This is a genomic window from Chryseobacterium sp. UF-290, from assembly GCF_058245615.1.
In genome coordinates, this window is record NZ_JBSICB010000001.1 from 264,721 (window position 1) to 290,158 (window position 25,438).

The following is a 25,438-nucleotide window of genomic DNA, read 5'->3' on the forward strand; positions in this document are numbered from 1 at the left end:
GATACATAGGGAAATTTTTATTTAACGCCATCACTTACACATAAGAAAGATATTTTTACTGATTAACCTGCTATATAATAGCATTTGAAATATAAACATTCCTTCTCCAAAGCCTGTTCTATTATCTATCTTATAAGTTTTTTAAGTTTTTATTAAAAAATATTTGCACGTATTTTAAATTTTCCTACTTTTATTATCACAAAACCGTGAACTATTATTAAGTTTTAAAAGTTCACTAAAACACCACTAACCACCAAATTTTGAGAATTATGAAAAAATTCCTTTTTTCCATGATGGTATTTGTGACCATGCTGTCATTCAATGCCTGCGCAGATTCAAGCGCCAATCAAGATCAGAGTTTACCCTCTAAAGAATCCAGCGACATTGCTCTGAAAGATTTCGGAAGAACTGTTCCGGTAGGGATAGAAAAAGAGAATGGAAAATTTAAAGTTTCGTTTATTGTTACGGCTCAGCCTTATGAAATTAAGGACAGTAAGGAAAATGAAAGCTATATCTCCATGATCACTCAGGCTGTAAAAGATGAGTCTCCGGTTCATATTTTCCTTAAGCCCAATACAAATGAAATTGCAAAAGTAGAAAAGGCGACAGAGGAAGATATTCGTTATTTCAAATCGGTTCTGACGAAAGAAGTAAGGGAAGACTCCAGAAAATTAACCAGTGTGATTCCGAATTTAGCAACTTTAAACAGCTTATTTGCTCAGATCAAAAGCCAGGCTTGCGGTACCACCACTGCTTCTTCGCCTTGCATCACTTTCAGATATCCTGTAGACGGCTGCTATGCAAGAGCTCACAAAATGCGACAAATTTTGCTCAATGCAGGCTATGATTGTGAGAAACAGTTCGTTTATGGAAACCTGAGAGCGTCTACCGGTACCTGCTGCGTATCGTGGGTCTATCACGTTGCCATATTGGTAAGCTTCAAAAATGCTTCCGGAATTGTTGAAAAAAGAATTATAGATCCTTCATTATTCTCAAGCGGACCAGTCACTGACACTGCATGGAGAAGTGCCTGCACCAATACTTCTTGTGGATCTGCTTCTGTCTCTTCTTTTGCCAATACGGCAGGAAATGTTTACTACAGAAGCCCGTCAGGATCTTTATTGTATGACAATAATTACATAAATACCAATTGTGTATTGACCAAATTTTCATCCCTTTCAGGATGCTCCCCTTCCCCTGCACCTAGTGTAGCAAGCTGTGGATTCTAACTAAACTTATAGAGCTCCTGCTTATATAATATTTATATTGCAGGAGCTTTTACTTAATAGCACACTTATGAAAGCCTGGACCTATTTATTATTACTATTCTTTATGATCACATCCTGCTCCGGTACCTCAAGTTCACAGAACCTGACCTGGTATAATAATTCTACCATTACCAATATAACAGAAGATCCGGACAAGCCGGAAGATGTCGTACGTATCTCCATCGGGATAAGTGCCCAGGTTTTTTATATTTCCAAAAAATCTTCAGACTCTAAAGCTCTTCTGGAAAAAGCAAACCAAAGCTTTAAGAACAGTAAACCATTCAATATAGGGATTGAAAATAATACCAATATTATCAAGCAGATCAATGAAGTCAAATAATTAATAAGGGTTCATTACTTTCCACATCCCTTTCGCTTATCTTATCACTGAAATTCCGGCATCTACCTTTATTTCTGCTCCATGAATATAAGAAGCTTCATCCGAGGCCAGGAACAGTACGACATTTGCAATTTCTGACGGCTCTCCCTGTCTTTTAAACGGAATTGCAGGAATAATATCCTGTACTGCACTTTTGATCTGCTCAGAAGTTAAACCTGCATTATTAAAAATATTGGTTTTAATACTTCCCGGACTTACTCCATTTACCCGGATTCCGCGCTCAGTAAGCTCTACTGCGAATGTTTTAATAAAAGACTGTACTGCTGATTTTGCTGCAGAATACACTGAAAAATTATGCATTGCAATATCAGTGGCCACCGATGTATTAAAAATAACGGAACTTCCATTTGCCATCAAGGGTAATATTTGCTGAACTGTAAAAAAAGAACCTTTCGCCAGCATATTGAAAAGTTCATCAAAATGATCCCCATCAACATACTCAATAGGAGCAAATTTTCCATAACCTGCATTTACAAAAAGAATATCAACCTGTTGCGCATACCGCTTTACTTCGTGTTGTAAATTCATCAGGTCTTCCATACTTCCTGCGTTCGATACAATTCCAAAAGCCTTCTCCCCTAGTTTTTCCAAAGCGTTGCTTACAGTCTCTTCACTTCTCCCTGTAATAATCACTGTCCCACCTTCATCAATGAGCTTCTGTGCAGTGGCAAAGCCCATTCCATTTGTTCCGCCAGTAATTAAAGCTGTTTTGTCGTTAAATCTCTGCATTGTTTTTTGTTTAAAATTCGATTACAAAGATTGAAATACTATCACTCTGAAAAAATCCGAATCGTGTGGAAAAAGGGCAGAAAGGCTAAAAAGGATGAGAAAGCAAAGAAGTTTAGCAATTTTTTTTGCCCTTTTTTTGTTTTTTTCTTTATTAAAAATCGTCATCAATAAAATTTTTCAAAATTAAATTGTGTACAATTTAATTTATTGTATATTTGCATTGTTATTTTAATCCATGAAATAAAATCCAGGGATTTTTATAATCATCAAATAGTTTAATTTAAAAACCAAAAGAAAAATGTCATTAATAGAAAACCTTAACTGGAGACATGCCGTAAAGGCCTATGACCCAACCAAAAAAGTTTCATCAGAAGACTTAAATACCATTTTAGAGGCAGCAAGACTTGCTCCTACTTCTTCAGGATTACAACCTTTCCGTATTATCGTTGTAGAAAACCAGGAACTAAAAGAGAAAATGGTAGCAGGGGCATTCAACCCTGAAGTAATGAGAGATTCATCTCATGTTCTGGTATTCGCTGCCTGGGACAGCTATTCTAATGAAAAAATAGACAAGGTTTACGATTATCATACTGATGTAAGAGATCTTCCAAGAGGGCGTTTTGGAAGCTATACCGATAAAATCAAGGAAATATACGGGGCACAGACTCCTGAAGAGCATTTTGCCCATACTGCACGTCAGACCTATATCGCTTTAGGCTTTGCTCTTGCACAGGCTGCAGAACTTAAAATTGACAGTACCCCGGCAGAAGGTTTCAGCAATGCCGTAGTAGACGAAGTACTCGGACTGAAAGAACTAGGATTGAAAAGTGTAAGTCTTTTATATCTTGGATATCGTGATGAAGCCAACGACTGGCTGGCTGCTATGAAAAAAGTAAGGATTCCAATGGATGAATTTATCATAAAAAAGTAATACCTTCATCGAATCTTTCGTCCCTAAACTTATGGAAAATTCAAAAACCCCAAAATTAGAAAACCAGATCTGCTTCCCGTTATATGTGATTGCCAAAGAGATTACCGGGCTTTATCGGCCTTTTCTTGATGAGCTTGACATCACTTATCCTCAATACCTTGTCATGATGGTATTATGGGAAGGTGACGGCCTTACCGTAACCCATATCGGAGAAAAGCTGTTTCTTGATAGCGGAACATTAACCCCGCTCCTTAAAAGACTGGAATCAAAAGGATTTATCATAAGAAAACGGAAAAAAGAGGACGAAAGGGTTGTAGAAGTATTTTTAGCAGAAGCCGGAAAGCAATTGCAGAAAAAAGCCTGCGAAATTCCCGGGAAAATCCAGGAAAGGCTCGGCATAGGACCAGAGGAACTGCTGCATCTTAAAGACACAGTATTAAAAATATTAAACAAAATAGAAAAATAAATGAAAATCTTATATACAACAAAAGTTACCGCAACAGGAGGAAGAAACGGTCATGTAAACAGTGAAAACGGAGTCCTGGATATTGATGTAAAAATGCCTAAAGCTTTAGGCGGGGCCAATGATGATTTTGCCAATCCTGAAATGCTTTTTGCGGCGGGATATTCTGCTTGCTTCGATAGTGCACTGAACAGAGTAATCAGCTTGTCTAAAGTAAAAACAGGAGAAACAAGCGTTACAGCACAGGTAAGTATAGGCCAGCTTGAAAATGGAGGTTTCGGATTGGCAGCAGAGCTGGATGTCAATATTCCCGGAGTTTCCCTTGAAGAGGCACAGGCTTTAACGGAAAAAGCTCATCAGATTTGTCCTTATTCCAATGCTACCAGAAACAATATGGAGGTAAAGCTTTCTGTTACCAACAACGATTAATCCAATTTTTTTAAGCATAGTTATAATGAAATGAGCTGTTTCCGTGGAAACAGCTCATTTTTATTTTAACCACAGATTTCTCAGATGAACACAGATTATTTTAAATATTTTAAAGAAAATATTGCGGTCTTTTTAATAATTTTACTCAGACATCATCATCAATGAAATTGATCATTTATATATTGTTTTTGGGGGTAATTTTTAGTTGCTCTAAAACTGAAAAAGAGGAAAGCAAGTTGTTTATTTCTAAAAACAACTTTATTGTATCTGACTTTAATAAAAAACTGGATAGCCTGGCTCAATCTTACATTAAAAATGACTCTTTGGAATTACCTATTCCTGTTAAATATGACAAAAGGTTAAACAAAAATTATTCGGTGGGAAATATTCATTTTATTGTTCTTGATGAAAATACGTCTTACTATATCATAAACAGTCTGGAACCAAATTTTTTAATCTGCGGAAATGAAGCCTTATTCTCCCAACAAGATTCAATTCACTTTATAGAAAAAAATAATAAGTTAATTGACAAATCTCAACCCATAAAAACATCAGAAATTACAAAAATTTTAAGGCAAAATCAGAAAAGAATTGTAAATACAGAAAGAAACATTCTATTGAACATTTCTTTCGCCTTCAAAAGTGATACTTTACAAGGGCCAACAATGTATAACATTATACACTTCATGGAAAATAACGGAATGAAAATCTACACCATCAGAAGAATAAATGATTATGAACTACAAAGAACAAAACCATAATCATCATCTATTATTCAAATCACTTTTCTGATAAGCATCTACTTTTTTGTATGAGTCATTCTTTTCTTTTTCTTTTTTATCAGAAATCAGAATTCCGAAAAGATGGTCGATTTCGTGCTGGAAAATCACTGCGGTAAATCCTTCTACAATTTCTGAGTATTTCTGACCTTTCAGATCCACATATTCCAGTTGAATCACCTTACTTCTGTAAAACTGATCTCTGAAATCCGGGATGGACAAATCTCCTTCAGGTCCCAGATTCTGCAGATCAGATTTCCATACGATCACAGGATTGATGAAATATTCTAACGGTGCCCCTTCTTTATCAAAGCGCTGTACCCAGATAATCTTTCTGTTAATTCCCACTTGTGGTGCTGCAATTCCTACTCCCCCATCCGTTGAAAGTAAAGATTCCTTCATTCTTTTTACCAAAACTACCGTATTCGGATCAAGCGGATCGATTTCCGTAGAAAGGTTCAGCAATGTTGTATGCTGATTGACATCGGTAGTCTGATAGATCGGTAATGCTTTATTTAAATCTCCCTGGTTAATGATTGAAAGTTCGTTTGGAGTAAGCTTTTGGGCATGGATCAATCCTATAAAAAGGATAAACAATACGGACAGTTTTTTCATATTTTTTGAATGTAATACAAAGGTAAATATTGTGATATAAAAATGATTCATAAGTTTAATTTAATTGGCCAACAAAGATTTTGCATTGCTATTTTCAGGTTTTGGCTAAAACCACTGGATGTTTATCCATAAAAAAACGGGCTAAAGCCCGTTCCTATTGAATTCTGAGATAATTCATTATAAAAATTTATCCATTAAATCTGCAAAATATTCACTCTGCAAAAATTAAAAAGTTTTGGTCATATCTTCAGGAATAATCAGATTAAATTCTGTTGGAATATAATCTTTTGCAGGAACCTTCAGCTCAGGGTCCTCAGATTCAAAAACAGAAATTACCGCCATTTTAAGGTTAGGATTCTTCTGTTTGATATACCAGTAGATCCCTCCAAATTCTTTACTGTGATAGTTTCCGTTATAATGAATGAAGGTCTTGCCTGCCTGCAGGTTTTTCAGGATAGATTCTGCCATGGTGGCATCTTTTGTTGCCTGCGCAGAAATAAAGTTCATCACTTTTGTTCCTTCTGCATGGTCTCCCATCATTTTTTTCATTTCAGGATATCCCGGGGTTTCCAGGGTTACTTTGATGGGTAGCTGCGCAATATAGGATTTCTCTTTATCACTAAGTTTATTTAAAGATTCAAGCCCTTCTTTTGCTGTTTGTGAAGCGTATCTTCTTGGAATATTGGTCGCAACAAAGTTCAGTTTTTTATTTTTAGCAAAATCTACCAACGGCTTATAATCCGTCGTATAATTATTCCATAAACGGGCTGAGTCTTTTAGTGTTTTGGCATCAAACTTTCCATTTAAATATTGGTCAAGCTGAGCCTGGTTGTCTCTTTCAAACATTTCCGCTCCTAAAATAAGCTGTCCGTTCTTCTTTTCATACAAAGCTTCCGTAATCTTTAGCTGCAGCCAGTGATTGATAGAACTGTTATGGTTTTCTCCGAAAAACACCACATCATAGTCAGCCAGTTCTTTGACGATCTTATCCGTCTTTACTTCCTTTCCTTTTTTATCATAAAATTGATATGCCTTAAAATTCTGTGCACCCAGTGAACAGAAACCTATCAGCAGAATCGCTATGAATATATTCTTCATTTTATTTATTTAAACACAAATTACACAAATATTTCGGCACAATAACATTATAACAGCAAATTCACAAATTTACTTTTTCTGCCTTTTGCAATAAAAAAGACCGCTTTGAATTTACAAACAAAACGGTCCCATTCAAATTATCTAATTATTATTGCTCTAATGTTGCTACAAGGTCCTTCCACTCCTGAAGCTCAGGAATTCCAGGTTTTCTTTTTCCGAAGAACTGAACGATAAAGTCTCCTTCTTTGTTGAATACTTCTATAGCAGTAACTTCTCCGTCTTCAGTCGGTTTCTTTACGATCCATGCTTCTGCGATCTTCGTAACATCCAGGTGTAAGTTGAAATCCGGATCCATCACATTGAACCACTGCTGGTGCCAAAGTGTTTTCTTTACATTCCCTGTATGGATCTGAATGATTCCTCTGTTGCCTACGAAAACCATAATCGGAGTCTTCTTTTCAGAAGCATCCTCAATGATATTCACTACTTTAGCATTGTCGATTTTCTTTGTGAATCCTTCCGGAGCCAGTCTCAATGCCTGAGTTCTGCTTACCCCGAATTTTCTTGTCATCATGAAGAAATCGTGAGTATCTTTTAATTCTGTCCATGCTTTTTTGAATCCTTCCACATCAATTTCTGCGTCTGATTTTTCAGGCTGTTTTGGAGCTACCGCTTCAAAAGTAAATGCCTGGTTCTGATCCTCAGCTCTGAATTTTTCTACGATGGCCTCAAAAGCACCTTCATTACTATTCTTTGTCAGATAGATCTTGTGAAGCGCCAGTCCGTCTTTACCGAAAAACTGAAGGCTTTTTTTATCTCCCTCAACGACTGCAAAAGCAAATTTCCAATGGTTAAGGAAAATTCTAAGATCAATATCCTCACCTACGAAAAGCTGTGCATGAGGACTGCTGAAATCACCATTCTGATAAATTCCTTTTCTCTCATGAACACATTCATCATTACGGGTAAGAGCCATTACTTTTCCCAATTGCTCTGCTTCAGTAAGAATAGCCGGAAAATCAGGGTTCAGGACAGTTACACCTTCCCCTACACCTGTCACTAACAGCTCTGCTTCACTTACTCCCAATTGAGCCGCTGCATTTCTTATTCTTATATGTGGATTTTCTGCTTTCAGAGCTTCCCATTTTGCCTTTAAATCATTAACTAATGTGCTCATTATTTTATTTTTTTATGGTTAAAATTGTATAAATTCTTTGTATCGTTTCGTCTCCTGTTTTACTTTTTATCTCTTCTTCCTTTTCAGAAATTTTCATCCTTTTAAAATGGCTTTTAGAAACAAGCTCTTCCATTTCATCATTATTGTACAGTGTAAAATCATAGGCTGTAAATGGTAACTTTTCCATGAAATCCCTCTGTCCGAATGTCAGAACGAAGGTACCGTCATCCTTCAGCACTCTGTAGATCTCATTCAGAAATTCCACCGGATTTTCCCAGAAATACACAGTATTGACTGTAAATATTTTATCAAATACTTTATTATCAAAAGGAAGCTTTTTCCCTTCATACAACACAAAATCAGCCTGCTTATCAAATTCCTTATTCAACTTTTTGGCTTCAGTATGCATGGTTTCAGAAATATCAATTCCTGTATACTTCAGATTGGTGGCTAGCTTTAAAATATTTTTCAGGTGTCCTGCATTTCCGTGTCCTATTTCAAGGATATGCTCATCATCTTCAATCAGAAGGGCTCTGATACTTTCTACCGTCATTCCGATGTTAGTGGCATTCATCATTTCACCGATCTCAATACCTTTTTCCCCCTGAGGGTTAGCAAGATTCCGGGCAAGGATTTTTAGTTCTTTTTTTTCCATGGTTATCCAAAAATGATCATTGGGTTATTGGTAATAGGGTGTTCACAGATGGTACAGGGGAAATTATAAGCATTGCTGATGTTCTCTGCCGTAAAAACTTCCTGTGGGGTTCCATACGCAGAAACCCTTCCCGATTTCATTAATAAGACCTTATCTGCAAATTGTGCAGCAAGGTTCAGATCGTGTAAAACAACAATGGCGCTGTTAGCTTTTTGGGTAAAGTTCCTGATAATTTCCAGTGCTTTATACTGATGCTTTACATCCAGATTATTCAAAGGCTCATCCAGAAAAACCAGTTTATGGGCAATATCATTTTCGAGCTGTGCCATTACTCTTGAAAGATGTACACGTTGTTTTTCTCCTCCTGAAAGCGTGTTGTATTCTCTTTCCTTAAGATGAGTAATATCCGTTTCATGCATCATTTTGTTCATCGCTTCAAGGTCTTCATTTCCGGGCTGGGCATCAAAATAAGGATATCTTCCCATCATGACAACATCTTTCACCTCAAGCGGGATATCATTACTGTTATGCTGTGAAAATTTGGCCTTGTGCTTTGAAAGCTCTTTTACGTTCCACTCCCGGATCGGTTTATTTTTAAACAAAACTTTTTGTTTTCCAACTCTTATTTCATCAGCCAAAACACTTAAAAGGCTTGACTTCCCAGCACCGTTGGGTCCTACAATGGCTAAAAATTCACCATATTCCAAAGAAACATCTACTCCATCCAGAATACGGAATTCCTTATGTTTATAATTGATCTGATGTGCCTTGATCATTACAATGATTTTTTAAATTTAACCAATATAGCGATAAAAATAGGACCTCCCATTAAAGCCGTCAGAATCCCTATCGGCAGCTCTGAAGGAGCCACAATGCTTCTGCTGAACGTATCAGCAGTCAGTAACAGAATACTTCCGCATACAGCTGATAAAGGCAGGATAAAAGCATAGTTGGATTTGAATAAAAGCCTTAAGATATAAGGAACAATAAGTCCCACAAAACCAATGGTACCTGAAAATGCCACACAGCTTCCCACCATTAATGCTACAATAATAATAATCTGCTTCTTCAGCCTTTCGACATTGATTCCCAAATGCTGCGCATCTTTCTCCCCCAGCATCATTGCATTCAAAGCCTTCCCTTTAGGCAATAAAATAATATAGGCAAGTCCCAATACAATGGCCAAAATAATATTCTTCGTCCATGTTGCCGCTGCCAGGCTTCCTAAGTTCCAGAAAGTTAAATCCCTAAGCTGCTCGTCTTTTGAAATATAGATCAAAAAACCGGTAATCGAAAATCCGATCGCTGTAATGGCAACTCCCGTCAACAGCATCATGACCACATTGGTTTTTCCGCCGCTGGTTGAAATTCTGTATACCAACATCATTGATATAAAAGAGCCTATAAAAGCAGAGATCCCTACCAGTGAAAATTGTACAGCTTCAGGAAGATATTCTTTGAAATGTCCTCCTAAAACAATCGCAATTGCCGCCAGCAGTGTTGCCCCCGACGTAAGTCCTATTAAATCTCCCGTTGCCAAAGGATTCTTGAACAGCCCCTGAAGACTTGTTCCTGAAACCGCCAGCATACTCCCTATTAGAATAGCCATAACAATTCTGGCTGCCCTTACATCCCAAACCACATATTTATCACTCAATGATAAACCCGGATCTCCCTGTATTACTTTTCCTAAAACTTCAAACGCGGATCTACCACCAAAATCGTAGACCCCTGTATTAATAGACCATACTGCTATAATAGCAAGCAGTATGGTACTTATTGTCATGTAAAAGTATAATTTACTTTGTGCTTTCAACTAATAATTTGTTTAATCCTAATGCTGCTTCTCCTAGTCTCGGTCCGAAACCTGACACTAAACCTCCATCCATTGCGATGATCTTCTTATTTTTCCCGGCATTCGTTTGAGAAACTCCCGGCATTTTAAGCGCTGCTTCGTTTCCTCCCGCTCCCTGCAGTCCTGTTTCGAAGAAGAATAATACATCAGGATTAGCTTTTACTACCGCTTCAGGTGTCAATGGTTTGAAATCTTCAAAATCATTTATTGCATTTTCCCCTCCCGCAAGGTTGATCAACGCTTCCATTGGAGTATTTTTACCTGCCACCATCAACATATTTCCTCTTGCATAGATGAATAATACTTTAGGCTTTTTAGCAAGCGGCTGTATCTGCTTAAGATCGGCATCTATTTTATCATTTAATTTCTGATAATCTGTATTTCCGATAGCCTTTGCAACATCTGCAATGAGTTTCTTAGTTCCGTCAACGGTGTACTCCTGTTTGAAAACTTCAGTTTTGATTCCTGATGACTTGATTTTTCCTAACAGCTCCGGATTAATGTCTTTATCAGAAGCTAAAATTAAAGTAGGACTTACTGCCATGATCGGCTCTATAGTAATTGATCTTACATGTCCTAAATTTTTGGCTGTAGTCTTTAATGATTCAGGATATGTACTGGTAACATCTGTTCCTACGATTTCTTTTTCGTGACCCAAAGCAGCAACGATTTCTGTAATACCACCGCTTAGAGTTACAATTTTATTATTGCTTTTCGGAGCTTCAGAAACAGCTTCCGTTGTATTTTCTTTTTTGGCATCTTCTGCTTTTTTGCATGAGTATACTGCTATAAGAACAGAAGCTGCAAGAATGAATTTTTTCATGATATACTATTATTTGATTTATTATAAGGGTTCGAATTCAAAGTTAGGATAGCCACGTTCTCCATCCTGGTTTTTCATTTTATTAAATCTAAGCTTAAAATAAAAACCTTCTGCATCTTTTAGTACAAAGAATCGATCTGCATACACAAATGCTCCTTCCACTTCTGTTGTTCCTGTAGTAGTTCTCCACTTATCGCCGATTGCTCTCTGGTCATTAAAAATAAACTTACTAGGATCAACATCTTTCAATGTAAATACACTATAAGCCTGATCAAGACTTCCTGTGACACTCACCTGGTAAGCACCTACTCCGTTAAGAATATTGGTTGATATAAAGTCTGCAAAAAAATAACTACCGGCACTATTACCGTTCATAAATACTTCATTGGTAAATGTCGTAAATACAATGTCCCATTTTTTCTTCTTAGGCTGAATGTTTACGGGAGTACCTGTTTTAAGGTTAAAAAACATAAAGCTATATTCTGTATCTTTTGTAATAATATATTCTTTAATATCTGCACCTCCTGCGTTCAGGTCAGCATATCGGATTTTATATCCGTTCGGTGCTCTTACAATCTGAACTTTCTTCCATCCCCTTGGATCTCCGTTCAAAGAAACCGTTCCAGTTGCTATACCAGTGGATTTAGGTATTTCCCTGCCCAGGTTGATTAAATAAATAGGATTTTCAGCATCATTTTCTTTAATGGCATCAATACCGGAAGTCTGAGTTAGAAAATTACCTTTCGGATTGTCTACGTACTGCAAATTTTCAGGAGTAAATGTTCCCACCTGAGCAATTTCCTTTAACCCTATAACATCTGCCTCCTTCACATTAGTAATATCAGTTGCATTAGGAATTTTAATGACCGTCATTGCAATAGATCCGTTCATAATTACCCTGAATTCATCACCTGTATAAAAGCCAAGATCCCAATCCGTTCTTTTATTGATGGACGGATTTTTATAATCACTTAAATCGATCCATACCTGATTAGGTTCTGTAGGACCACCCACTTCAACATTCACTTCCGACCCTGTCATAGGAGGAACCGCTACTGGATCCTCATCAGCAGAAAGACAAGACTGGGTAGCAATCATCACGGAAAGAAGAGAAAATATTTTTAAAAACTTCATAATAGTAATGTATTATTTAAAATTGAAAAATTAATCTGGCAAAATAGCTTCTGCCGTAATATAAATTAACAGTACCTGATGCGGCAGTATGGGCTGAGCCCGCTATCCCAGTAGAGTTCAAACGGGTTACATCAAATATATTTTTCACTCCTGCAGAAATTTCAAAATGATTGTTCCAGAAAGGCTGACTCACAATGAAATCCATCATATGAAAGTCTTCTGTTTTTCCAAGACGGAACCCACCGGCAGCATCCGACACATAAATTCTTTCCGGGCCGGTATACTTGTAATAAAGGGAAAAATTAGTATTGGTATCTTTCAGTTTATAGGTTGCTGAAGCTCCTGCCTGTACATTGTATTGAAAGTCCTTAGGTGCAGAAGATTTTAAATCATTCATTATTATAGAAGTTCCGTTTAATGAACCTCTTAGAGAAAAGGCAAACTGATCCTTTTTAAAGTTCACATTTGCAGATAGCAACATATTCTTATATCTGTTGATATTCATATATTTGTAGGTAGATGGTTCTTTTACCATAACCATTTCTATCCTGTCTTGTACATCAAGATATAGCGCATCTACATTATAATTTATTTTCCAATCAGCACCTGTAGTAAAATTCTGATCCCAGAAGGCCCCTACTGAAAACCCTTTCTCCGGATCTAAGTCAGGATTGCCCTGTAGATCATGATTGATGTTTACAAAATAGGTGTAAAGTTCTTCATATTTTGGGAACCGGTTTGCTGATCCCACGATGGCTCTAAGATTTGAATTTTCAGAAGTTTTTAATCTGGCAGAAAGGGAATAATTGTACTGATTATCAAAATTTTCGCTAACAGAAAGTCTTACTCCGGGCCTTAAGGAGAACTTGTCTGAAACATTCCATTCTGCAGAAACGAAATTGGAATAAGTAAATATTTTTCTTTTTACAGCTTCCCCAAAGAAATCTCCCGCTATCAAAGCCGCATATCCGTCCGTATAATCCAATTCATATCCAACCTGGAAATCAAAGATTTTACTATCCAGGAAATTACTGAACATTCCTCTGGAGTAGATTACATCTGTTTTATAATACGATCTTTCGTCCTGACTGTTTTTTATTGTTCTATTTGGGATATCATAATTATAATCAAAGTACTTTCTATCCTGGCTCTGATATGAAAAATCACCCATATACCGAATATGTCCCAAGTTGGTCTGAATATTGAACTGATGCACCCAACGTTCAGTATTGTACTCTCGGTCTATACTTTCATATGCTACACCACCCAATCCATCATTAAGGGGATTTCTAATGACTTCAGGATTATAGTAATTGAACTTCTCATGCAGATAAGACAATTTATAAAAGAATGTAGTTTTATTTTTTGTATATCTTATCAATCCGGAAGCATCATACTGATCCTTCGGGTTCCATTCATTCCCTCTTTTGTTATCCTGACCAAAATATTTATATCCTTTGCTTTCTCCTTCATATCCCATAAACTGGTTATGGTTAAAATTCACATTGGCAAACCATTCATTATTAATATTATAATCTAAATTAAGATTCTGAATATGTCTGCCATTACCCTTTTTCTTAATGTCATAGTTATCTCTTACAGTTTCTTCCTGAAGCGAGCCCCTTACATTTATTTTTTTTGTACTGTTTTTCTTTGTAATAATATTGATTACTCCTGCTACCGCTCCATTTCCGTATTCAACCCCCATGCTTCCCTTTACAATTTCAATTCTCTCTATATTACTTAAAGAAATCTTTGTCAGGTCAATATTGCTCCCCAATCCTGTATCACCAACCACCGGTATATTATCTATCAGAATCTTTACATAATTACCATCTAGTCCCATAATATTAGCCGTAGAATTTCCCGATCTTGTATCTGGTGTGATTTGTATATTAAGGCTTTGATTCAAGACATCCGCAACATTGGTTGCTGCCATATTTTTGATCTGCTGTGCATCAATAATTTCTACTTTATATATAGATTTGTTAACAGACTGTTGCATATATTGTCCTGTAATGACAACTTCTTCAATTTTCTTCTGATTAAGAGAATCTTTTTCCTGTGCATTCATCCAAAAAATAGTGGATAATGATAGAATTGAAAGCACTTTCTTCTTCATAAGGGTACAAATTTTCGACAAATATATAACTTTATTTAGAACGATTAAAAATAAATAATCGTTTTGTGGAATTATTAAAGCAAAAATGGAATTATGGATTAAAAACTGCTTTAAAAATCATTCAAATACTATATACCGTAACGACTTTAGAATTATTATGATTTATGTCAGGTGGTAAATAATTGAAGAACAGATTTAACCACCAGAGTTATACTCGAACATAAAAAAGACAAAAATCATGTTTTTATTTAGAACTATTAAAAATAAATATTTACTTTTGTGGAATAATTTTTAAATAAAAGAATATGAAAACAAAGCTACTTTTGGCTTCAATGTTTGCATTAAGTGTAAGTCAAACTGTATTAGCACAAGTAGATGCTAATGGATACACAACGGTTAACTTAACAACAGGGCCTAGCTACCAAAACCGTGTTTTTTTTGATTTAAGTGCTAATAATACCGTATCACAGCAAGCTGATACATGGGACGTTGCATTTTGGAGAGTTAATGTTATGGAATATGGAACAAGAATTAATGATGCTAAAGGCATTGAGGTATATACTGCATCAACAAATCTTGCTGACTGGGACAATATTAATATAGCTAATATCACTTCTTGGGGAGATCCTCTTTACAATCCTGATCAGACAAATAATTTATGGGAAGGAGCATTTGAAAAAGGTCCTATAACCTCCAGCAACCCAATGCTTCCCGCAACAGGATGGGGTATGTATAATGGTCTTACTCACCATATTGAAGGAAAGGTAATCTTTGTATTAAAATATCCTAATGACACATATGTAAAATTTGCTATTGAAGATTATTTTGGAGGATATACATTTAAATATTCGAAATGGAATGGTACTTCTTGGGATGCGACACAAACAAAAACAGTCGCAAACGGCTCAGACGACGCATACTTTAACTATTTCTCATTCACTACAAACGATAAGGTGAGCAATCTTGAACCACCAAGAGCCAACTGGGACTTAATGTTTACAAGATATTGGACAGACTATACATATCCTGGAGGATCCATGATGTACAGAATGGCTGGTGTTATTCAAAATCCAAATATTTCTGTTGCAAAAGTACAACCGGAAACACAGGAAACTGCAACTGCAACTTTACCTGCAACTTATTCTAATAATATCACTACTATTGGGCATTCATGGAAGCCAACAACAGGAATTTATTCTGATGTAGTTTATTATATAAAACAAGGATCAGATTATTACAGAATGTATTTCATTTCCAATGGTGGGCAAACTACCGGAAATATGTACTTCAAATACAAAAAGATCACTGAGACTTTAGGAATCACTGAGGTAGGTAAAAAAGCAAGTTTTGGAATTTATCCTAACCCAACAACCGCAGACAAAAAGGTTACGGTTTTATTTGATGTTAAAGAAAAGACAGGCAACAAAGGGAATGTAGAAGTATATGACCTTACCGGGAAAAAAGTATATTCTGCAGAACTTACCAACCAGACAGGATTCTACAGACAGGATTTGAACCTTTCCCACCTGACTTCAGGAAATTACATGGTAAAAATCACTTACGGAGGGCAATCGGAAACGAAAAAGCTTATCGTAAAATAAACATTTCATTTTAATACTTTCTATTTTTTCTAATAAAAAGGCGGTTTCAGAATCTTGAAACCGCCTTTTATTTTTTAATTAAAAAATATAGAGATTACCATGCGCATATTATATCCAGTCATTAATTTTTTAATCTCTCAATCTCCTAATCTCTTAATTTTACCTAGTATATTTTAAATCCCTTATAAACTTCCACTGAGCTTTCCATCATTTTGGAAGCGTCTCTGCGGAAATCCAGCAGGTGATCCTGGCCGTTATGCCTGTTGTGGTGGTCAACACTTTCCCACAGCTCGATCAGAAAAAAGGTTCCTTTATTATCCTTATCCTCAATAAGATCGTACTGAAGGCAGCCTTCTTCTTTTCTCGTTTCTTTCACCAGATTCTGAAAAAGCTCTACAGCTTCCATCAAATAATTTTCATTAAACTTAAAAAGTGCAATGATATGTAAATTCATGTTCTAATATTTAGTGATGTAAAAGTAAAATATTTTCAAAACCAAATATGTTTTTCATGCTTTTATTTTTTGGAATTAAGCGTATTTTTTAATTAAAAACTGATTTATAAATAGTTATAGAGCTCATGATAATAACAAGCAGGCCAATGATCAGAAACATTTTCTTCACCGGAAGCTTGGCTGTAAGCATTGCAGAGAAGGGAGCGGTAATAATTCCGCCGATTAGAAGCCCCAGAATGATATTCCAATGCTGGATGCCCAGGGTAAAGAAAAAAGTAACAGCAGCTGTTATCGTCAGTATAAATTTAGCGACCGTTGAGCTGCCTACAGCAAATCTGGGGGTAAATGCATTTTTGATCAGCGTTCCGGTTACCAGGGGCCCCCATCCTCCTCCTGCAAATGAATCGATGAAACCACCGATTACTCCAAGCCTGGTAAGATTAGTTTTTCTTTTCAGGGATTTGCTTTGTTTATCCTTAAAAGCATTCGACAGGATTTGTATTCCAAGATAGAGGGTGTAAAATGCAATTATGGTTTTGGTGATTTTAGCATAATATTCCCCAAGATAGGTCAGGGAAACAGCTCCGAGTATGGCACCAATGACAGCAGGAACGGCCAGTTTTTTGACCAGATTTTTGCTTACATTTTTAAGTTTGATGTGGCTTATACTTCCCGCAGCTGTAGTAAAACTTTCCGCAGAATGAATGCTTGCACTTACAACATGTGGCGGAATATTAAGCATCATGAGGGTTGTCGTACAGATCACCCCATATCCCATTCCCATTGAGCCTGCCACAACTTCAGCAAAAACACCTACCAGAAGCATCCAGTAAAAAATATAATTGTCTTTTGCTAAAAGAGTTAAAAGTTCATCCAGATAACCCAATTCATACATGGAAAATACTACAATTCCCAAAACTGTAACCGTTATGAAAAGTACATTAAGCCTTACCTGAATTTTTCTTGAAATTACCATAAATAATATTTCGTTTCAGTGTGTAATTGCTTCCTCTGAAGCATTGCAAATATCTGATAAAAATATTATCCTACCAAAAAGATAGACTAATAATTCAAAAAAAGGATCGGGTCAGTCGACCAGATCCATTAAAGTTTTTCTCTCCAAAATATTCAGGGAAGCATCCCGGACTTCGATCAACACGTCATGCAAGCCGCAGTGATCTTCATTACAGTCTTCACATTTCTCGTAGAAATTCAGACTTACGCATGGAAGCATCGCAATAGGTCCGTTTACAAGACGAATGATCTTTGCCAGCTTCACATTTTCAGGATTTTCCTTAAAAAAATACCCTCCGCCTTTTCCTTTTTTACTATCAAGGATATCCGCTTTTTTCAGTTCAAGCAGAATATTTTCCAAAAACTTTAAAGGAATCTTTTTATGTTCCGCAATTTCGGAAATAAGAATTGGGCCTTCATTCCTTTTTTCTACAAGATATGAAAGTGCCTTAAACGCATATTGAGATTTTTTCGAAAGCATTACAGCAAAAGTAAGAAAATAGTTTAATATCTGAAAAAGGCATAAGAGTGAAACGACGAAAGGGTAAAAGGACAGAATGTGAAACAGTGAAAAAGTAAAGAAGGCTAATAAGCAAAGTAATGTATTAACGGTAACCTCTGATAAAAAGGTAAGTATAATCCCGGAAACTTAAATAGGTCCAATAAACTTCTTTGAATTTTTTTTCTCTGCCATTCGTTTTGATTTAAACAAATAGCCTGTTTTCAAACTGAAGTAAAAAACTTTCTTTACCTTCTCAACTTTCTTTGCCCTCTCAGCCTTACCAGCTTTACCCATCTGCCCACTCTAACAATTTTGACTATTGACCTTTTTGCCTTTTTGCCATTAAATCATTATGTTTGTTCTATGTTCAGTAAACAAGAGGCACAGCAGTTAAAGAAAGACTTTTGGACAGCTTTTGGGAAATCTTTTCCGAGAAAGTGGATTCTCTACGATACCAAAGTCAAGGATATGGCATTCAAATTTTCTGCAGACAATAAAAAAGCAGAAGTGTCATTAGACATCGAAATGAAAGATGAAATCTTCCGTAATGCTTATTATGAAAAGATCTGGTCATTGGAAGATATTTTAAAAGATTTTATCGGGGACTTTTACAAAGAAGAACATTTCCAGCTAGAAAATGGTAAGATTATCAGCAGGATTTGGGTGGAAAAACATGACGTATCGATCTTCAATAAAAATACATGGCAGGAAATTTTTGAATTTTTTGTTGCCAAAATGGATGGATTTGAAAGATTCTACTACGAATATGAGGATTTTATAAAGGATATTTGATATACTTACGAAAATAATACTATAATACACTTAAGGTTAAGATAAAAAAGAAAACTTATCTTTGCTTCATACCACTTAAACTAATAGATGAAACTAACTAACATGATTAAAAATGAGAAAAGTGTACAAAAACATTTTTGGAGAAGTCATCTCCAAAAGCAGTGCTGTAAAGCAAAGTGAACATCATCTGTATTATTATGAAGATGGTTCGGATTTCCTCAAAGAAATTGAATTTATCAGTGAGGACAGTATATACAACATCAATTATTTTCTGAGTGACGGAGAAGATGAGAGCAGGGTATTCAATTACCTGAAGGAAAAGTCCGATTTTTTTGACATTGAAAGAAGAGAAACGTCTGACGGTTTTATTATTTCTACCAACAAACTTTATTCTCTGTCTGTAGGTGATCTGCCTTTAATATCCAAAACCGTCTTTAGAGCAGATGATCCTGAAAATTTTATCTGTTCCCAGGTCATTGACAATGAAACACAGGAGCCACAGCTTGAAAAGACCATAAAATGCTGGTATACTACTGATGAAAATGGTGAAAAGTATGCTGCCATAGAATGCAGCTACCAGGAAGACGGAAAACTGGAACTTGCCATTGACAAGACTTCTGATCCTGAAAATGAAGAAAACTGGGCACATTATGATTATGATACCTTCCAGGATCTTCAGGAACAATGCCCTTCTGATATCAGTTATTACAGAACAGCAGCATTACTTCCTCAGGAAGCCTACCAAGACTAAATCGTTTATTTTATCACCTAATTACAATTCATTGCTTATGGAGAACAGCTCAATTTTTTTTGCAGACGGAAATGACCCGGAAATGATCAGGGCGTATCAGAAAGCACAGGAAACATTTAAGTATTTCTGGCGTGAGCAGTCCTGGGAATATAGAAGAATTATCCCCGGACTCAATGTAGCCTGCGTCAAAACCCTTTTTCAGGAACAGGATGAAGAAACCGGAGAAAATCTGGTTGAACATATGTGGATCAATGAAGTGCTTTTTGATGGTGAGAATGTCAAAGGATACTTGATCAACGAGCCTCACAGCCTAAAAAACATACAGGTTGGCGATTATGTTGAAGTTCCTTTAAACCATATAAGCGACTGGCTTTTCGCGATCACTCCCAATGTACAGAAACCCAAAGGTCTTTCCAGACTGTTTTCTTCGTCATCTCCCGTGCTTCCCAAAGCCTACGGCGGCTTTACCATTCAGAAAATGCGTGCAGATATGTCCGGGACGGAAAGAAAGGAACATGACGCGGCATGGCAGCTTGACTTCGGAGATTTTAACGACATCCAGGTTGTCAACAATCAGAAAGAAAATCCGGAAAACCTCATTGAGCATCCTATGAGCAAAAATATGAAAGAAGAGTTTGCTCAATTTTTACAGCAATATCCCGATGAGATTTTCCATATGGATGAAAATGGACTGACCCTTCTCCACCGGGAAACCATTGCCGGGAATTTAACCATTGTGCAAGCCGCTCTGGATGCGGGAGCTGATAAAAACATTCAATCAGGAAAAGGAAAAACAGCACTGGATTATGCAAAAGAATTTAAATGGGAACACATTATTCCGGTATTGGAAGGGTAAATTAATAATGAAACAGATTAATGCCTAACCGCAGACACTAAGATTAAATACTTTTGAAACATTTAAATACAGAGAGGCATGTGCTTCTCTTTTTTGTTTACGGTTTTATAAATATTGACGAAAATTTCTATACAAGTTTATGGAAAGTATAATCCTCCCGCAGATTTCACAGATGACGCAAATGCTTATATCAAATATCTTCTTATCCTGAAAGATCATTTCTTTTTAGTAATTTACCTGTAACAAAACAGCTTTGACAAATGTCTTATTATAAAAAACATATGGAAAGAATTTTATTATTGATTTTTATTTCTTGGATATTGACCTCATGCCATTCGGTAAAGCAATCCCATCATATCAATCATAGTATCAGTGATTCTTTGAATATGGCTATAGATAAAATATACCAGCAGGGATCATTCAATGGTTTCGCGGTTTCAATTGTTGACGAAAGATCAACTTTATATCAAAAGGGATTTGGTTTTTCAGATGTGAAAGAAAAGAAACCTTATACTGAGAACACCATTCAGAATATCGCATCAGTATCTAAAACATTGGTAGGAATTGCCCTTTTGAAAGCACAGGAACTGGGAAAACTGCATCTGGATGATCCTGTCCAAAAATATTTACCCTTCACAATTACCCATCCGAATTTCCCACAAACCCCCATTACGATCCGGCAACTGGCTACTCATACCTCTTCTATTGTTGATAATGAGTTTTATTTATCCAAAAATTACTTTCTCAAATCCAATCAAAACTTAAAGGATTTAAAGCTGAATTTTGATGATGAGCAGGTATTTAATCCGTCAGATTCTATCATTTCAATGGCTGTATTTTTAGAAAATGTACTGGCAGAAAACGGAAACTGGAATAACAACAGCTTTTCACCCCATAAACCGGGAACGATCTATGAATATTCAAATACAGGAACTGCTCTGGCCGCCTTTATTATAGAAAAAGCAACCGGAAAAAGCTTTAGTAATTTTACCAAAGAATATATCCTGGTCCCTTTACAGATGAAAAATTCCGGATGGTCATTTGACGAAGTAAAGTTTTCAAATTTTTCCAGACTGTATGAAAGCCCCGATACCCCTCTTCCCTACTACCAGACAGCCACTTATCCTGACGGTGGATTTATAACGGACATCAATGATCTGAGTAAGTTTTTAACCGAGCTTATCAAAGGGTATAACGGAAAAGGGACCATCCTGACACAGAAAAGCTACAAAGAATATTTTACACCACAGCTTACTGCTGCCAACTTTATTGAAAGAAATGACCAAAACCCATACAGTGAGTCTTATAATGCAGGAATATTCATGGGATTTGGCTATACCGGATATATTGGCCATACAGGTGGAGATCCCGGGGTAATGTCAATGCTATTCTTCGATCCTGAAAATAATCTGGGAAGAATTATGATCTTTAATACCAATTTTTCAGATAAAAAAGGGAATGATGCTTTTTACGGGATCTGGAACGCGCTGGAAAAATATCAGAATAAGCTAAAGAGCATACAATAAACCTGTAGATTTATTTCTTTTCAATTGATCAATTTTTCAATCAAAAAATTGAGTTTATAGTTTAAATGATCAATTATTTTAAATCATAAAACGCTCAAACTTCATCTGAAAAATCATCATTTTAATATCATTGCGGATTTACATTGTAAATCTCTCAAAAATAAGTATTTCCACGCAAAATAATATTTGGTTATTTATACTCTAATACCCCTCTCTTTTTCTTTGTTACTTTGAGTTATTAAAACAGAAAAGACCAGCTCATTATAATATTATAACGGGTAAAAACTAATCAATAACCAAAAACAAAAAAAATGGAAACAATTGAAATCACAAGAACTGAGGTAGGAATTAATGATCCTTTTAAAAGAGTAATTTTCGAAGAACCGGCAAGACTGGCAGGATCAGCTACAGAATCTTATTCTATCGAGGTAGCAGGGCAAGGTCAGCTTACAGGACTTTCTTATACAGTACCAGCCCATGCAGAAGGAAGAATCAAGGCAAAACTTCAGATCAACGCTATGTCAAGCGAAGATGTAAGAAAACTCAACGAGCTTGCCATGGGTATGTTGAATGCAAGTGCCCAGGAAGAAGTTAAGGAGTTCGAAAAAACAGCTGCGAGCGCCAATCTTTCGATCTGGACCTGGTTCTTCGGTGGTGGCGGTGCTTCTGCATCTTATGAAAAAACAAAAGAGTCAATGAAGTCAAAAGGGCTTACTGAGGATCAGATCACTGCCTTGATGGATACTTTCCTGGCACTGGCCAAAAAAATGTCAACGGTAGAAATTAATTTTTACGTTAATAATTCTACAAACAGTTATTCTGTTTCGGGAGATCTTTATCTGTACACGGTTTCCGGAACTATTAAAACTGAAAAAGGAACAGCACAGTACCGTATGTTAGCAGATCAGGCTTCTGCCGGTGGTCCTCCTCCTGCAGGCGGTGGAGCTCCTTCTTCAGGAACCATTAAACTGAATTAATTGTACCAGGCTGAATAGTATTGAAATAAAAGTCCGGAAGAAAATTCTTCCGGACTTTTTATATTCTATCCAAACTTCTTTTTCCTCAGCCAGAAAAACAATCCTCCAATCAAACCAATAATTGCCAGTGGGAGCAATAAGTTCAGCCACTGCCAGTTGGATTTCTCATCGGTAATTCTTTGCCTGTCCAGAAGTCTTTCTTCAATATTCCTGTTTCTCAGCTCCATCAGGTTACTGTCATCCAGCAGATAGTCTAGTGCATTTCTAAGGAACTGCTCGTTTCCAAACTGTTCGTTCGTCAATAGATCTACCCCTAACGGAAGCGGTTTTCCCTTGATTATTTTATTTCTTCCCACATCTCCGTCTGCAATTACAATCATTTTGTTTTCCGGGCTTGCTGCTTTAAATCCAGGATAAGATTTTCTTTCAATTCTTGATGCATAAGCGGAATTAAACTTTCCTTCCAAAGCTACGGCAAAAATCTTCGGCGTACTCGGCTTTTCCATTTGTCCAAGACTGTCTACACTTGCAATTTCCTTCAGATCCACGTAGTTAGGAACCTGTTTCAGCAATGTTCTTTCGCTGGATTCGAAAAGAACTTTTGTACTGATGTTCTTTCTTCCTCCCAATGTATCGATGGAAGTCGGGAATTCAAATTTTACAGGATTGATATTTTTTGTTACCGGGTTATTGTTTTCAGCAATTCCAAGTGGAAAATAAGGCCACGGTAAACTTGTATATTGTGGATTTCCGCTCACCTCACCTGTGACCAATCTTAATAAAGCAAACTTTTTAACGTCTTTTACCAAAGCATTGTTGATTCTTATTCCATAATTGAAAAAGAAATCTGTCATATTAATATCAACCGGGAAAGGCATTACTTTTTTGGATCTTGTCAGCGTATCCATTTCGGCATTTACAGCATCAATCATCCAAAGGGTTTTCCCGCCATTCATAATGTATTGGTCAAGGATCACCTTTTCATTATCTGTAAAAGCTTTTCTTGGTTTTGCAATGACCAGAGCGCTCATCTGCTTCAGTAAAGGAACATCTTCCAGAGAAAGCTCAGTCTGATTCTTAGGAATAATGGGTCCGGCATCATAATTCTCCATCGCCAATTGCACAAACCCCTGGAACTCATCAGGATTCAGTTCATCATGATTGACCAGAATTCCTATTTTTTTTCTCTCACCAGCGGCAATATTCTTGATGTTTGAAACAAGACTGTATTCAAGACCTTCGATGGATCTTGTAAGCTGCTGGTCCGCATCAATCCCAGCCTGCTGTACCACCAGGGGAATAGAAACCCCATCAGTCCCATATTTGATAACGGCATACGGAAAAAGAGTGATCTGTGAAATCTTTCCGTCTTTAACGTCCGGAAGGATCGAAGGCTGCATTCCCATAGCCATCAGTGTATCCTGAGACATCTTGGTTTTAATCGGGTCGATAAACTTAAAATCGATCTTCGGATTGATCTTCCTGAACTCTTCGAGCATGAACTTTGTTTCACCCTGAAGCTGCTTAAAGCTTGCCGGGAAGTCTCCTTCAAGATAAACCTCAACGGTCAAAGGTTTTTTAACGGATTCCAATACTTTAATAGTGCTGTCTGAAAGCGTATATCTTTTTTCTTTTGTCAAATCTAATCTGATTCCTGAATAGGTCAGGATAATAACCAAAGGAATAATAGCAATTAAGAAAATTCCCAGTGGAGATTTAGCATTGATCTTCTTCATAACTCTACTTCTTTTTATTAATAAAATGATTGGACAATACTAACGAAGCACCGATCACCAGAATAAAATAAGCCACATCCTTAAAGTCGATAAGACCTCTTGTAAAGCCTAAGAAATGCTGGTAAAAACCTATATTCTGAAGAATAAAATCCGCACCACCCAAAAGTTTATAACTTGCCAGCTGCTCGATTCCAAAGTACATGATAAAGCACATGAAAACACCCAGCAGGTAAGCCATGATCTGATTCTGAGATAATGAAGAAGCTAAAATTCCCACTCCTGAAAATGCTGCAATTAAGATGACCAACCCGATATAACTCCCGAAAGTCATCCCAAGGTCAATATTTCCGGCAGGAACCCCCAACACATACACCGTATAAAGATAGATCAATGACGGAATCAGGCACAAAATTCCTACGATCCATACGGAAAGGAATTTTCCTGTTACCAGATCTGAAACTTTTAACGGCTGTGAGAAAAGCCAGTTTAATGTTCCGGTTTGCTGCTCTTCCGCAAAAGTCTTCATTGAAAGGGCCGGAATGATGAACATCAGCAGCCAGGGAACCAATACGAAATAGCTCTGCAAAGACGCCATTCCGATCTCAAAAATATTAGAGTCGTTGTCGAAAAAGAACAGGAAAAGGGTTGCGATCAGACTGAAAGCAGCAATGATCACCCATGCGCTCCAGTTTCCAAAGTAACTCCAAAGTTCTTTCTTTAAAATTGCAATCATAGTTTTTTTTAAAATGTA

General features: G+C 36.6%; 27 protein-coding genes. 12 read left to right on the forward strand and 15 right to left on the reverse strand.

The features are described from left to right. Positions 1-269: 269 nt before the first annotated feature. Both AC4IF5_RS01185 and AC4IF5_RS01190 read left to right on the forward strand, forming a co-directional pair. On the forward strand, positions 270-1,229 hold the full coding sequence (locus AC4IF5_RS01185; RefSeq protein WP_490730870.1) for a protein-glutamine glutaminase: 960 nt from the start codon (positions 270-272) through the stop codon (positions 1,227-1,229). A 67-nt stretch (positions 1,230-1,296) separates the two neighbouring features. Continuing rightward, on the forward strand, positions 1,297-1,608 hold the full coding sequence (locus AC4IF5_RS01190; protein WP_490730872.1) for a hypothetical protein: 312 nt from the start codon (positions 1,297-1,299) through the stop codon (positions 1,606-1,608). Positions 1,609-1,644: 36 nt separating this feature from the next. On the opposite strand, the gene AC4IF5_RS01195 is transcribed toward AC4IF5_RS01190, so the two are convergent. Next, on the reverse strand, positions 1,645-2,397 hold the full coding sequence (locus AC4IF5_RS01195; protein WP_490730874.1) for an SDR family oxidoreductase: 753 nt from the start codon (positions 2,395-2,397) through the stop codon (positions 1,645-1,647). 298 nt (positions 2,398-2,695) lie between these two features. Here AC4IF5_RS01195 and AC4IF5_RS01200 point away from each other — a divergent pair, with 298 nt between their 5' ends. The 4 genes from AC4IF5_RS01200 to AC4IF5_RS01215 all read left to right on the forward strand — a co-directional run bounded on the left by AC4IF5_RS01200 (position 2,696) and on the right by AC4IF5_RS01215 (position 4,981). Next, positions 2,696-3,328, forward strand: coding sequence for an NAD(P)H-dependent oxidoreductase (locus tag AC4IF5_RS01200; protein ID WP_490730876.1), 633 nt, complete (start codon positions 2,696-2,698; stop codon positions 3,326-3,328). Positions 3,329-3,359: 31 nt separating this feature from the next. Beyond that, positions 3,360-3,794 carry a MarR family winged helix-turn-helix transcriptional regulator gene (locus tag AC4IF5_RS01205; RefSeq protein ID WP_490730878.1) on the forward strand — a complete coding sequence of 145 codons (435 nt, stop codon included), beginning with the start codon at positions 3,360-3,362 and terminating at the stop codon, positions 3,792-3,794. Beyond that, positions 3,795-4,220: an organic hydroperoxide resistance protein gene (locus AC4IF5_RS01210; RefSeq protein ID WP_490730880.1), complete on the forward strand. Its 426-nt coding sequence runs from the start codon at positions 3,795-3,797 to the stop codon at positions 4,218-4,220. Between the two features lie 161 nt (positions 4,221-4,381). Next, positions 4,382-4,981: a hypothetical protein gene (locus AC4IF5_RS01215; protein WP_490730881.1), complete on the forward strand. Its 600-nt coding sequence runs from the start codon at positions 4,382-4,384 to the stop codon at positions 4,979-4,981. A gap of 3 nt (positions 4,982-4,984) precedes the next feature. Here the strand turns inward: AC4IF5_RS01215 and AC4IF5_RS01220 are convergent, their stop codons facing one another. The 9 genes from AC4IF5_RS01220 to AC4IF5_RS01260 all read right to left on the reverse strand — a co-directional run bounded on the left by AC4IF5_RS01220 (position 4,985) and on the right by AC4IF5_RS01260 (position 14,478). After that, complete coding sequence (locus AC4IF5_RS01220; protein WP_490730883.1) at positions 4,985-5,614, reverse strand: peptide deformylase; 630 nt, start codon at positions 5,612-5,614, stop codon at positions 4,985-4,987. A 225-nt stretch (positions 5,615-5,839) separates the two neighbouring features. Then, positions 5,840-6,712: a ChaN family lipoprotein gene (locus tag AC4IF5_RS01225; RefSeq protein ID WP_490730885.1), complete on the reverse strand. Its 873-nt coding sequence runs from the start codon at positions 6,710-6,712 to the stop codon at positions 5,840-5,842. Between the two features lie 148 nt (positions 6,713-6,860). Then, entirely contained in the window at positions 6,861-7,889 is a 1,029-nt protein-coding gene (locus AC4IF5_RS01230) for a hemin-degrading factor (RefSeq protein WP_490730887.1), read from the reverse strand. Between the two features lie 4 nt (positions 7,890-7,893). Next, complete coding sequence (locus AC4IF5_RS01235) at positions 7,894-8,544, reverse strand: class I SAM-dependent methyltransferase (RefSeq protein WP_490730889.1); 651 nt, start codon at positions 8,542-8,544, stop codon at positions 7,894-7,896. Positions 8,545-8,546: 2 nt separating this feature from the next. Further along, entirely contained in the window at positions 8,547-9,320 is a 774-nt protein-coding gene (locus AC4IF5_RS01240) for a heme ABC transporter ATP-binding protein (RefSeq protein WP_490730891.1), read from the reverse strand. Further along, positions 9,320-10,360: a FecCD family ABC transporter permease gene (locus tag AC4IF5_RS01245; protein ID WP_490730893.1), complete on the reverse strand. Its 1,041-nt coding sequence runs from the start codon at positions 10,358-10,360 to the stop codon at positions 9,320-9,322. The genes AC4IF5_RS01240 and AC4IF5_RS01245 overlap by 1 nt, the downstream gene beginning before the upstream one ends. Further along, entirely contained in the window at positions 10,344-11,222 is an 879-nt protein-coding gene (locus AC4IF5_RS01250) for a heme/hemin ABC transporter substrate-binding protein (RefSeq protein ID WP_490730895.1), read from the reverse strand. Before AC4IF5_RS01250 ends, AC4IF5_RS01245 begins: the two co-directional genes overlap by 17 nt. 21 nt (positions 11,223-11,243) lie before the next feature. After that, complete coding sequence (locus tag AC4IF5_RS01255) at positions 11,244-12,356, reverse strand: HmuY family protein (RefSeq protein ID WP_490730897.1); 1,113 nt, start codon at positions 12,354-12,356, stop codon at positions 11,244-11,246. 16 nt (positions 12,357-12,372) lie between these two features. Further along, positions 12,373-14,478: a TonB-dependent receptor plug domain-containing protein gene (locus tag AC4IF5_RS01260; protein WP_490730899.1), complete on the reverse strand. Its 2,106-nt coding sequence runs from the start codon at positions 14,476-14,478 to the stop codon at positions 12,373-12,375. 305 nt (positions 14,479-14,783) lie between these two features. Here AC4IF5_RS01260 and AC4IF5_RS01265 point away from each other — a divergent pair, with 305 nt between their 5' ends. Further along, positions 14,784-16,079, forward strand: coding sequence for a T9SS type A sorting domain-containing protein (locus tag AC4IF5_RS01265; RefSeq protein WP_490730901.1), 1,296 nt, complete (start codon positions 14,784-14,786; stop codon positions 16,077-16,079). A 163-nt stretch (positions 16,080-16,242) separates the two neighbouring features. On the opposite strand, the gene AC4IF5_RS01270 is transcribed toward AC4IF5_RS01265, so the two are convergent. The 3 genes from AC4IF5_RS01270 to AC4IF5_RS01280 form a co-directional block, all read right to left on the reverse strand. Continuing rightward, a complete protein-coding gene (locus tag AC4IF5_RS01270; protein ID WP_490730902.1) occupies positions 16,243-16,533 on the reverse strand; it encodes a putative quinol monooxygenase in 291 nt (96 codons plus the stop codon). Between the two features lie 88 nt (positions 16,534-16,621). Continuing rightward, positions 16,622-17,509: a sulfite exporter TauE/SafE family protein gene (locus tag AC4IF5_RS01275; protein ID WP_490730904.1), complete on the reverse strand. Its 888-nt coding sequence runs from the start codon at positions 17,507-17,509 to the stop codon at positions 16,622-16,624. A gap of 111 nt (positions 17,510-17,620) precedes the next feature. Continuing rightward, entirely contained in the window at positions 17,621-18,028 is a 408-nt protein-coding gene (locus AC4IF5_RS01280) for an RrF2 family transcriptional regulator (RefSeq protein WP_490730906.1), read from the reverse strand. A gap of 384 nt (positions 18,029-18,412) precedes the next feature. Here AC4IF5_RS01280 and AC4IF5_RS01285 point away from each other — a divergent pair, with 384 nt between their 5' ends. The 5 genes from AC4IF5_RS01285 (at position 18,413) to AC4IF5_RS01305 (ending at position 22,951) form a co-directional block, all read left to right on the forward strand. Beyond that, positions 18,413-18,841 carry a DUF4268 domain-containing protein gene (locus AC4IF5_RS01285; protein WP_490730908.1) on the forward strand — a complete coding sequence of 143 codons (429 nt, stop codon included), beginning with the start codon at positions 18,413-18,415 and terminating at the stop codon, positions 18,839-18,841. Between the two features lie 112 nt (positions 18,842-18,953). Beyond that, complete coding sequence (locus AC4IF5_RS01290) at positions 18,954-19,592, forward strand: hypothetical protein (RefSeq protein WP_490730910.1); 639 nt, start codon at positions 18,954-18,956, stop codon at positions 19,590-19,592. A gap of 37 nt (positions 19,593-19,629) precedes the next feature. Further along, positions 19,630-20,448 carry a DUF2314 domain-containing protein gene (locus tag AC4IF5_RS01295; protein ID WP_490730912.1) on the forward strand — a complete coding sequence of 273 codons (819 nt, stop codon included), beginning with the start codon at positions 19,630-19,632 and terminating at the stop codon, positions 20,446-20,448. 281 nt (positions 20,449-20,729) lie between these two features. Then, positions 20,730-21,974, forward strand: a complete 1,245-nt coding sequence (locus AC4IF5_RS01300; protein WP_490730914.1) for a serine hydrolase domain-containing protein — start codon at positions 20,730-20,732, stop codon at positions 21,972-21,974. Positions 21,975-22,285: 311 nt separating this feature from the next. Then, positions 22,286-22,951 (forward strand): hypothetical protein, encoded by a 666-nt coding sequence (locus tag AC4IF5_RS01305; RefSeq protein ID WP_490730916.1) that lies wholly within the window; start codon positions 22,286-22,288, stop codon positions 22,949-22,951. A 65-nt stretch (positions 22,952-23,016) separates the two neighbouring features. Here the strand turns inward: AC4IF5_RS01305 and gldG are convergent, their stop codons facing one another. Next, positions 23,017-24,687, reverse strand: coding sequence for a gliding motility-associated ABC transporter substrate-binding protein GldG (gldG, locus tag AC4IF5_RS01310; protein ID WP_490730918.1), 1,671 nt, complete (start codon positions 24,685-24,687; stop codon positions 23,017-23,019). A gap of 4 nt (positions 24,688-24,691) precedes the next feature. Beyond that, a complete protein-coding gene (locus tag AC4IF5_RS01315) occupies positions 24,692-25,420 on the reverse strand; it encodes an ABC transporter permease (RefSeq protein WP_490730920.1) in 729 nt (242 codons plus the stop codon). Positions 25,421-25,438 lie beyond the last annotated feature (18 nt).

Excerpts from the sequence above, each read along its gene's own strand:
- AC4IF5_RS01240 (WP_490730891.1), bottom strand. The coding sequence starts at position 9,320 with ATGATCAAGGCACATCAGATCAATTATAAACATAAGGAATTCCGTATT.
- AC4IF5_RS01185 (WP_490730870.1), top strand. The coding sequence starts at position 270 with ATGAAAAAATTCCTTTTTTCCATGATGGTATTTGTGACCATGCTGTCA.
- AC4IF5_RS01290 (WP_490730910.1), top strand. The coding sequence starts at position 18,954 with ATGAGAAAAGTGTACAAAAACATTTTTGGAGAAGTCATCTCCAAAAGC.
- AC4IF5_RS01265 (WP_490730901.1), top strand. The coding sequence starts at position 14,784 with ATGAAAACAAAGCTACTTTTGGCTTCAATGTTTGCATTAAGTGTAAGT.
- AC4IF5_RS01200 (WP_490730876.1), top strand. The coding sequence starts at position 2,696 with ATGTCATTAATAGAAAACCTTAACTGGAGACATGCCGTAAAGGCCTAT.
- AC4IF5_RS01220 (WP_490730883.1), bottom strand. The coding sequence starts at position 5,614 with ATGAAAAAACTGTCCGTATTGTTTATCCTTTTTATAGGATTGATCCAT.
- gldG (WP_490730918.1), bottom strand. The coding sequence starts at position 24,687 with ATGAAGAAGATCAATGCTAAATCTCCACTGGGAATTTTCTTAATTGCT.
- AC4IF5_RS01195 (WP_490730874.1), bottom strand. The coding sequence starts at position 2,397 with ATGCAGAGATTTAACGACAAAACAGCTTTAATTACTGGCGGAACAAAT.
- AC4IF5_RS01255 (WP_490730897.1), bottom strand. The coding sequence starts at position 12,356 with ATGAAGTTTTTAAAAATATTTTCTCTTCTTTCCGTGATGATTGCTACC.
- AC4IF5_RS01305 (WP_490730916.1), top strand. The coding sequence starts at position 22,286 with ATGGAAACAATTGAAATCACAAGAACTGAGGTAGGAATTAATGATCCT.
- AC4IF5_RS01285 (WP_490730908.1), top strand. The coding sequence starts at position 18,413 with ATGTTCAGTAAACAAGAGGCACAGCAGTTAAAGAAAGACTTTTGGACA.
- AC4IF5_RS01235 (WP_490730889.1), bottom strand. The coding sequence starts at position 8,544 with ATGGAAAAAAAAGAACTAAAAATCCTTGCCCGGAATCTTGCTAACCCT.
- AC4IF5_RS01260 (WP_490730899.1), bottom strand. The coding sequence starts at position 14,478 with ATGAAGAAGAAAGTGCTTTCAATTCTATCATTATCCACTATTTTTTGG.
- AC4IF5_RS01210 (WP_490730880.1), top strand. The coding sequence starts at position 3,795 with ATGAAAATCTTATATACAACAAAAGTTACCGCAACAGGAGGAAGAAAC.
- AC4IF5_RS01280 (WP_490730906.1), bottom strand. The coding sequence starts at position 18,028 with ATGCTTTCGAAAAAATCTCAATATGCGTTTAAGGCACTTTCATATCTT.
- AC4IF5_RS01230 (WP_490730887.1), bottom strand. The coding sequence starts at position 7,889 with ATGAGCACATTAGTTAATGATTTAAAGGCAAAATGGGAAGCTCTGAAA.
- AC4IF5_RS01190 (WP_490730872.1), top strand. The coding sequence starts at position 1,297 with ATGAAAGCCTGGACCTATTTATTATTACTATTCTTTATGATCACATCC.
- AC4IF5_RS01205 (WP_490730878.1), top strand. The coding sequence starts at position 3,360 with ATGGAAAATTCAAAAACCCCAAAATTAGAAAACCAGATCTGCTTCCCG.
- AC4IF5_RS01250 (WP_490730895.1), bottom strand. The coding sequence starts at position 11,222 with ATGAAAAAATTCATTCTTGCAGCTTCTGTTCTTATAGCAGTATACTCA.
- AC4IF5_RS01275 (WP_490730904.1), bottom strand. The coding sequence starts at position 17,509 with ATGGTAATTTCAAGAAAAATTCAGGTAAGGCTTAATGTACTTTTCATA.
- AC4IF5_RS01225 (WP_490730885.1), bottom strand. The coding sequence starts at position 6,712 with ATGAAGAATATATTCATAGCGATTCTGCTGATAGGTTTCTGTTCACTG.
- AC4IF5_RS01215 (WP_490730881.1), top strand. The coding sequence starts at position 4,382 with ATGAAATTGATCATTTATATATTGTTTTTGGGGGTAATTTTTAGTTGC.
- AC4IF5_RS01300 (WP_490730914.1), top strand. The coding sequence starts at position 20,730 with ATGGAAAGAATTTTATTATTGATTTTTATTTCTTGGATATTGACCTCA.
- AC4IF5_RS01270 (WP_490730902.1), bottom strand. The coding sequence starts at position 16,533 with ATGAATTTACATATCATTGCACTTTTTAAGTTTAATGAAAATTATTTG.
- AC4IF5_RS01315 (WP_490730920.1), bottom strand. The coding sequence starts at position 25,420 with ATGATTGCAATTTTAAAGAAAGAACTTTGGAGTTACTTTGGAAACTGG.
- AC4IF5_RS01295 (WP_490730912.1), top strand. The coding sequence starts at position 19,630 with ATGGAGAACAGCTCAATTTTTTTTGCAGACGGAAATGACCCGGAAATG.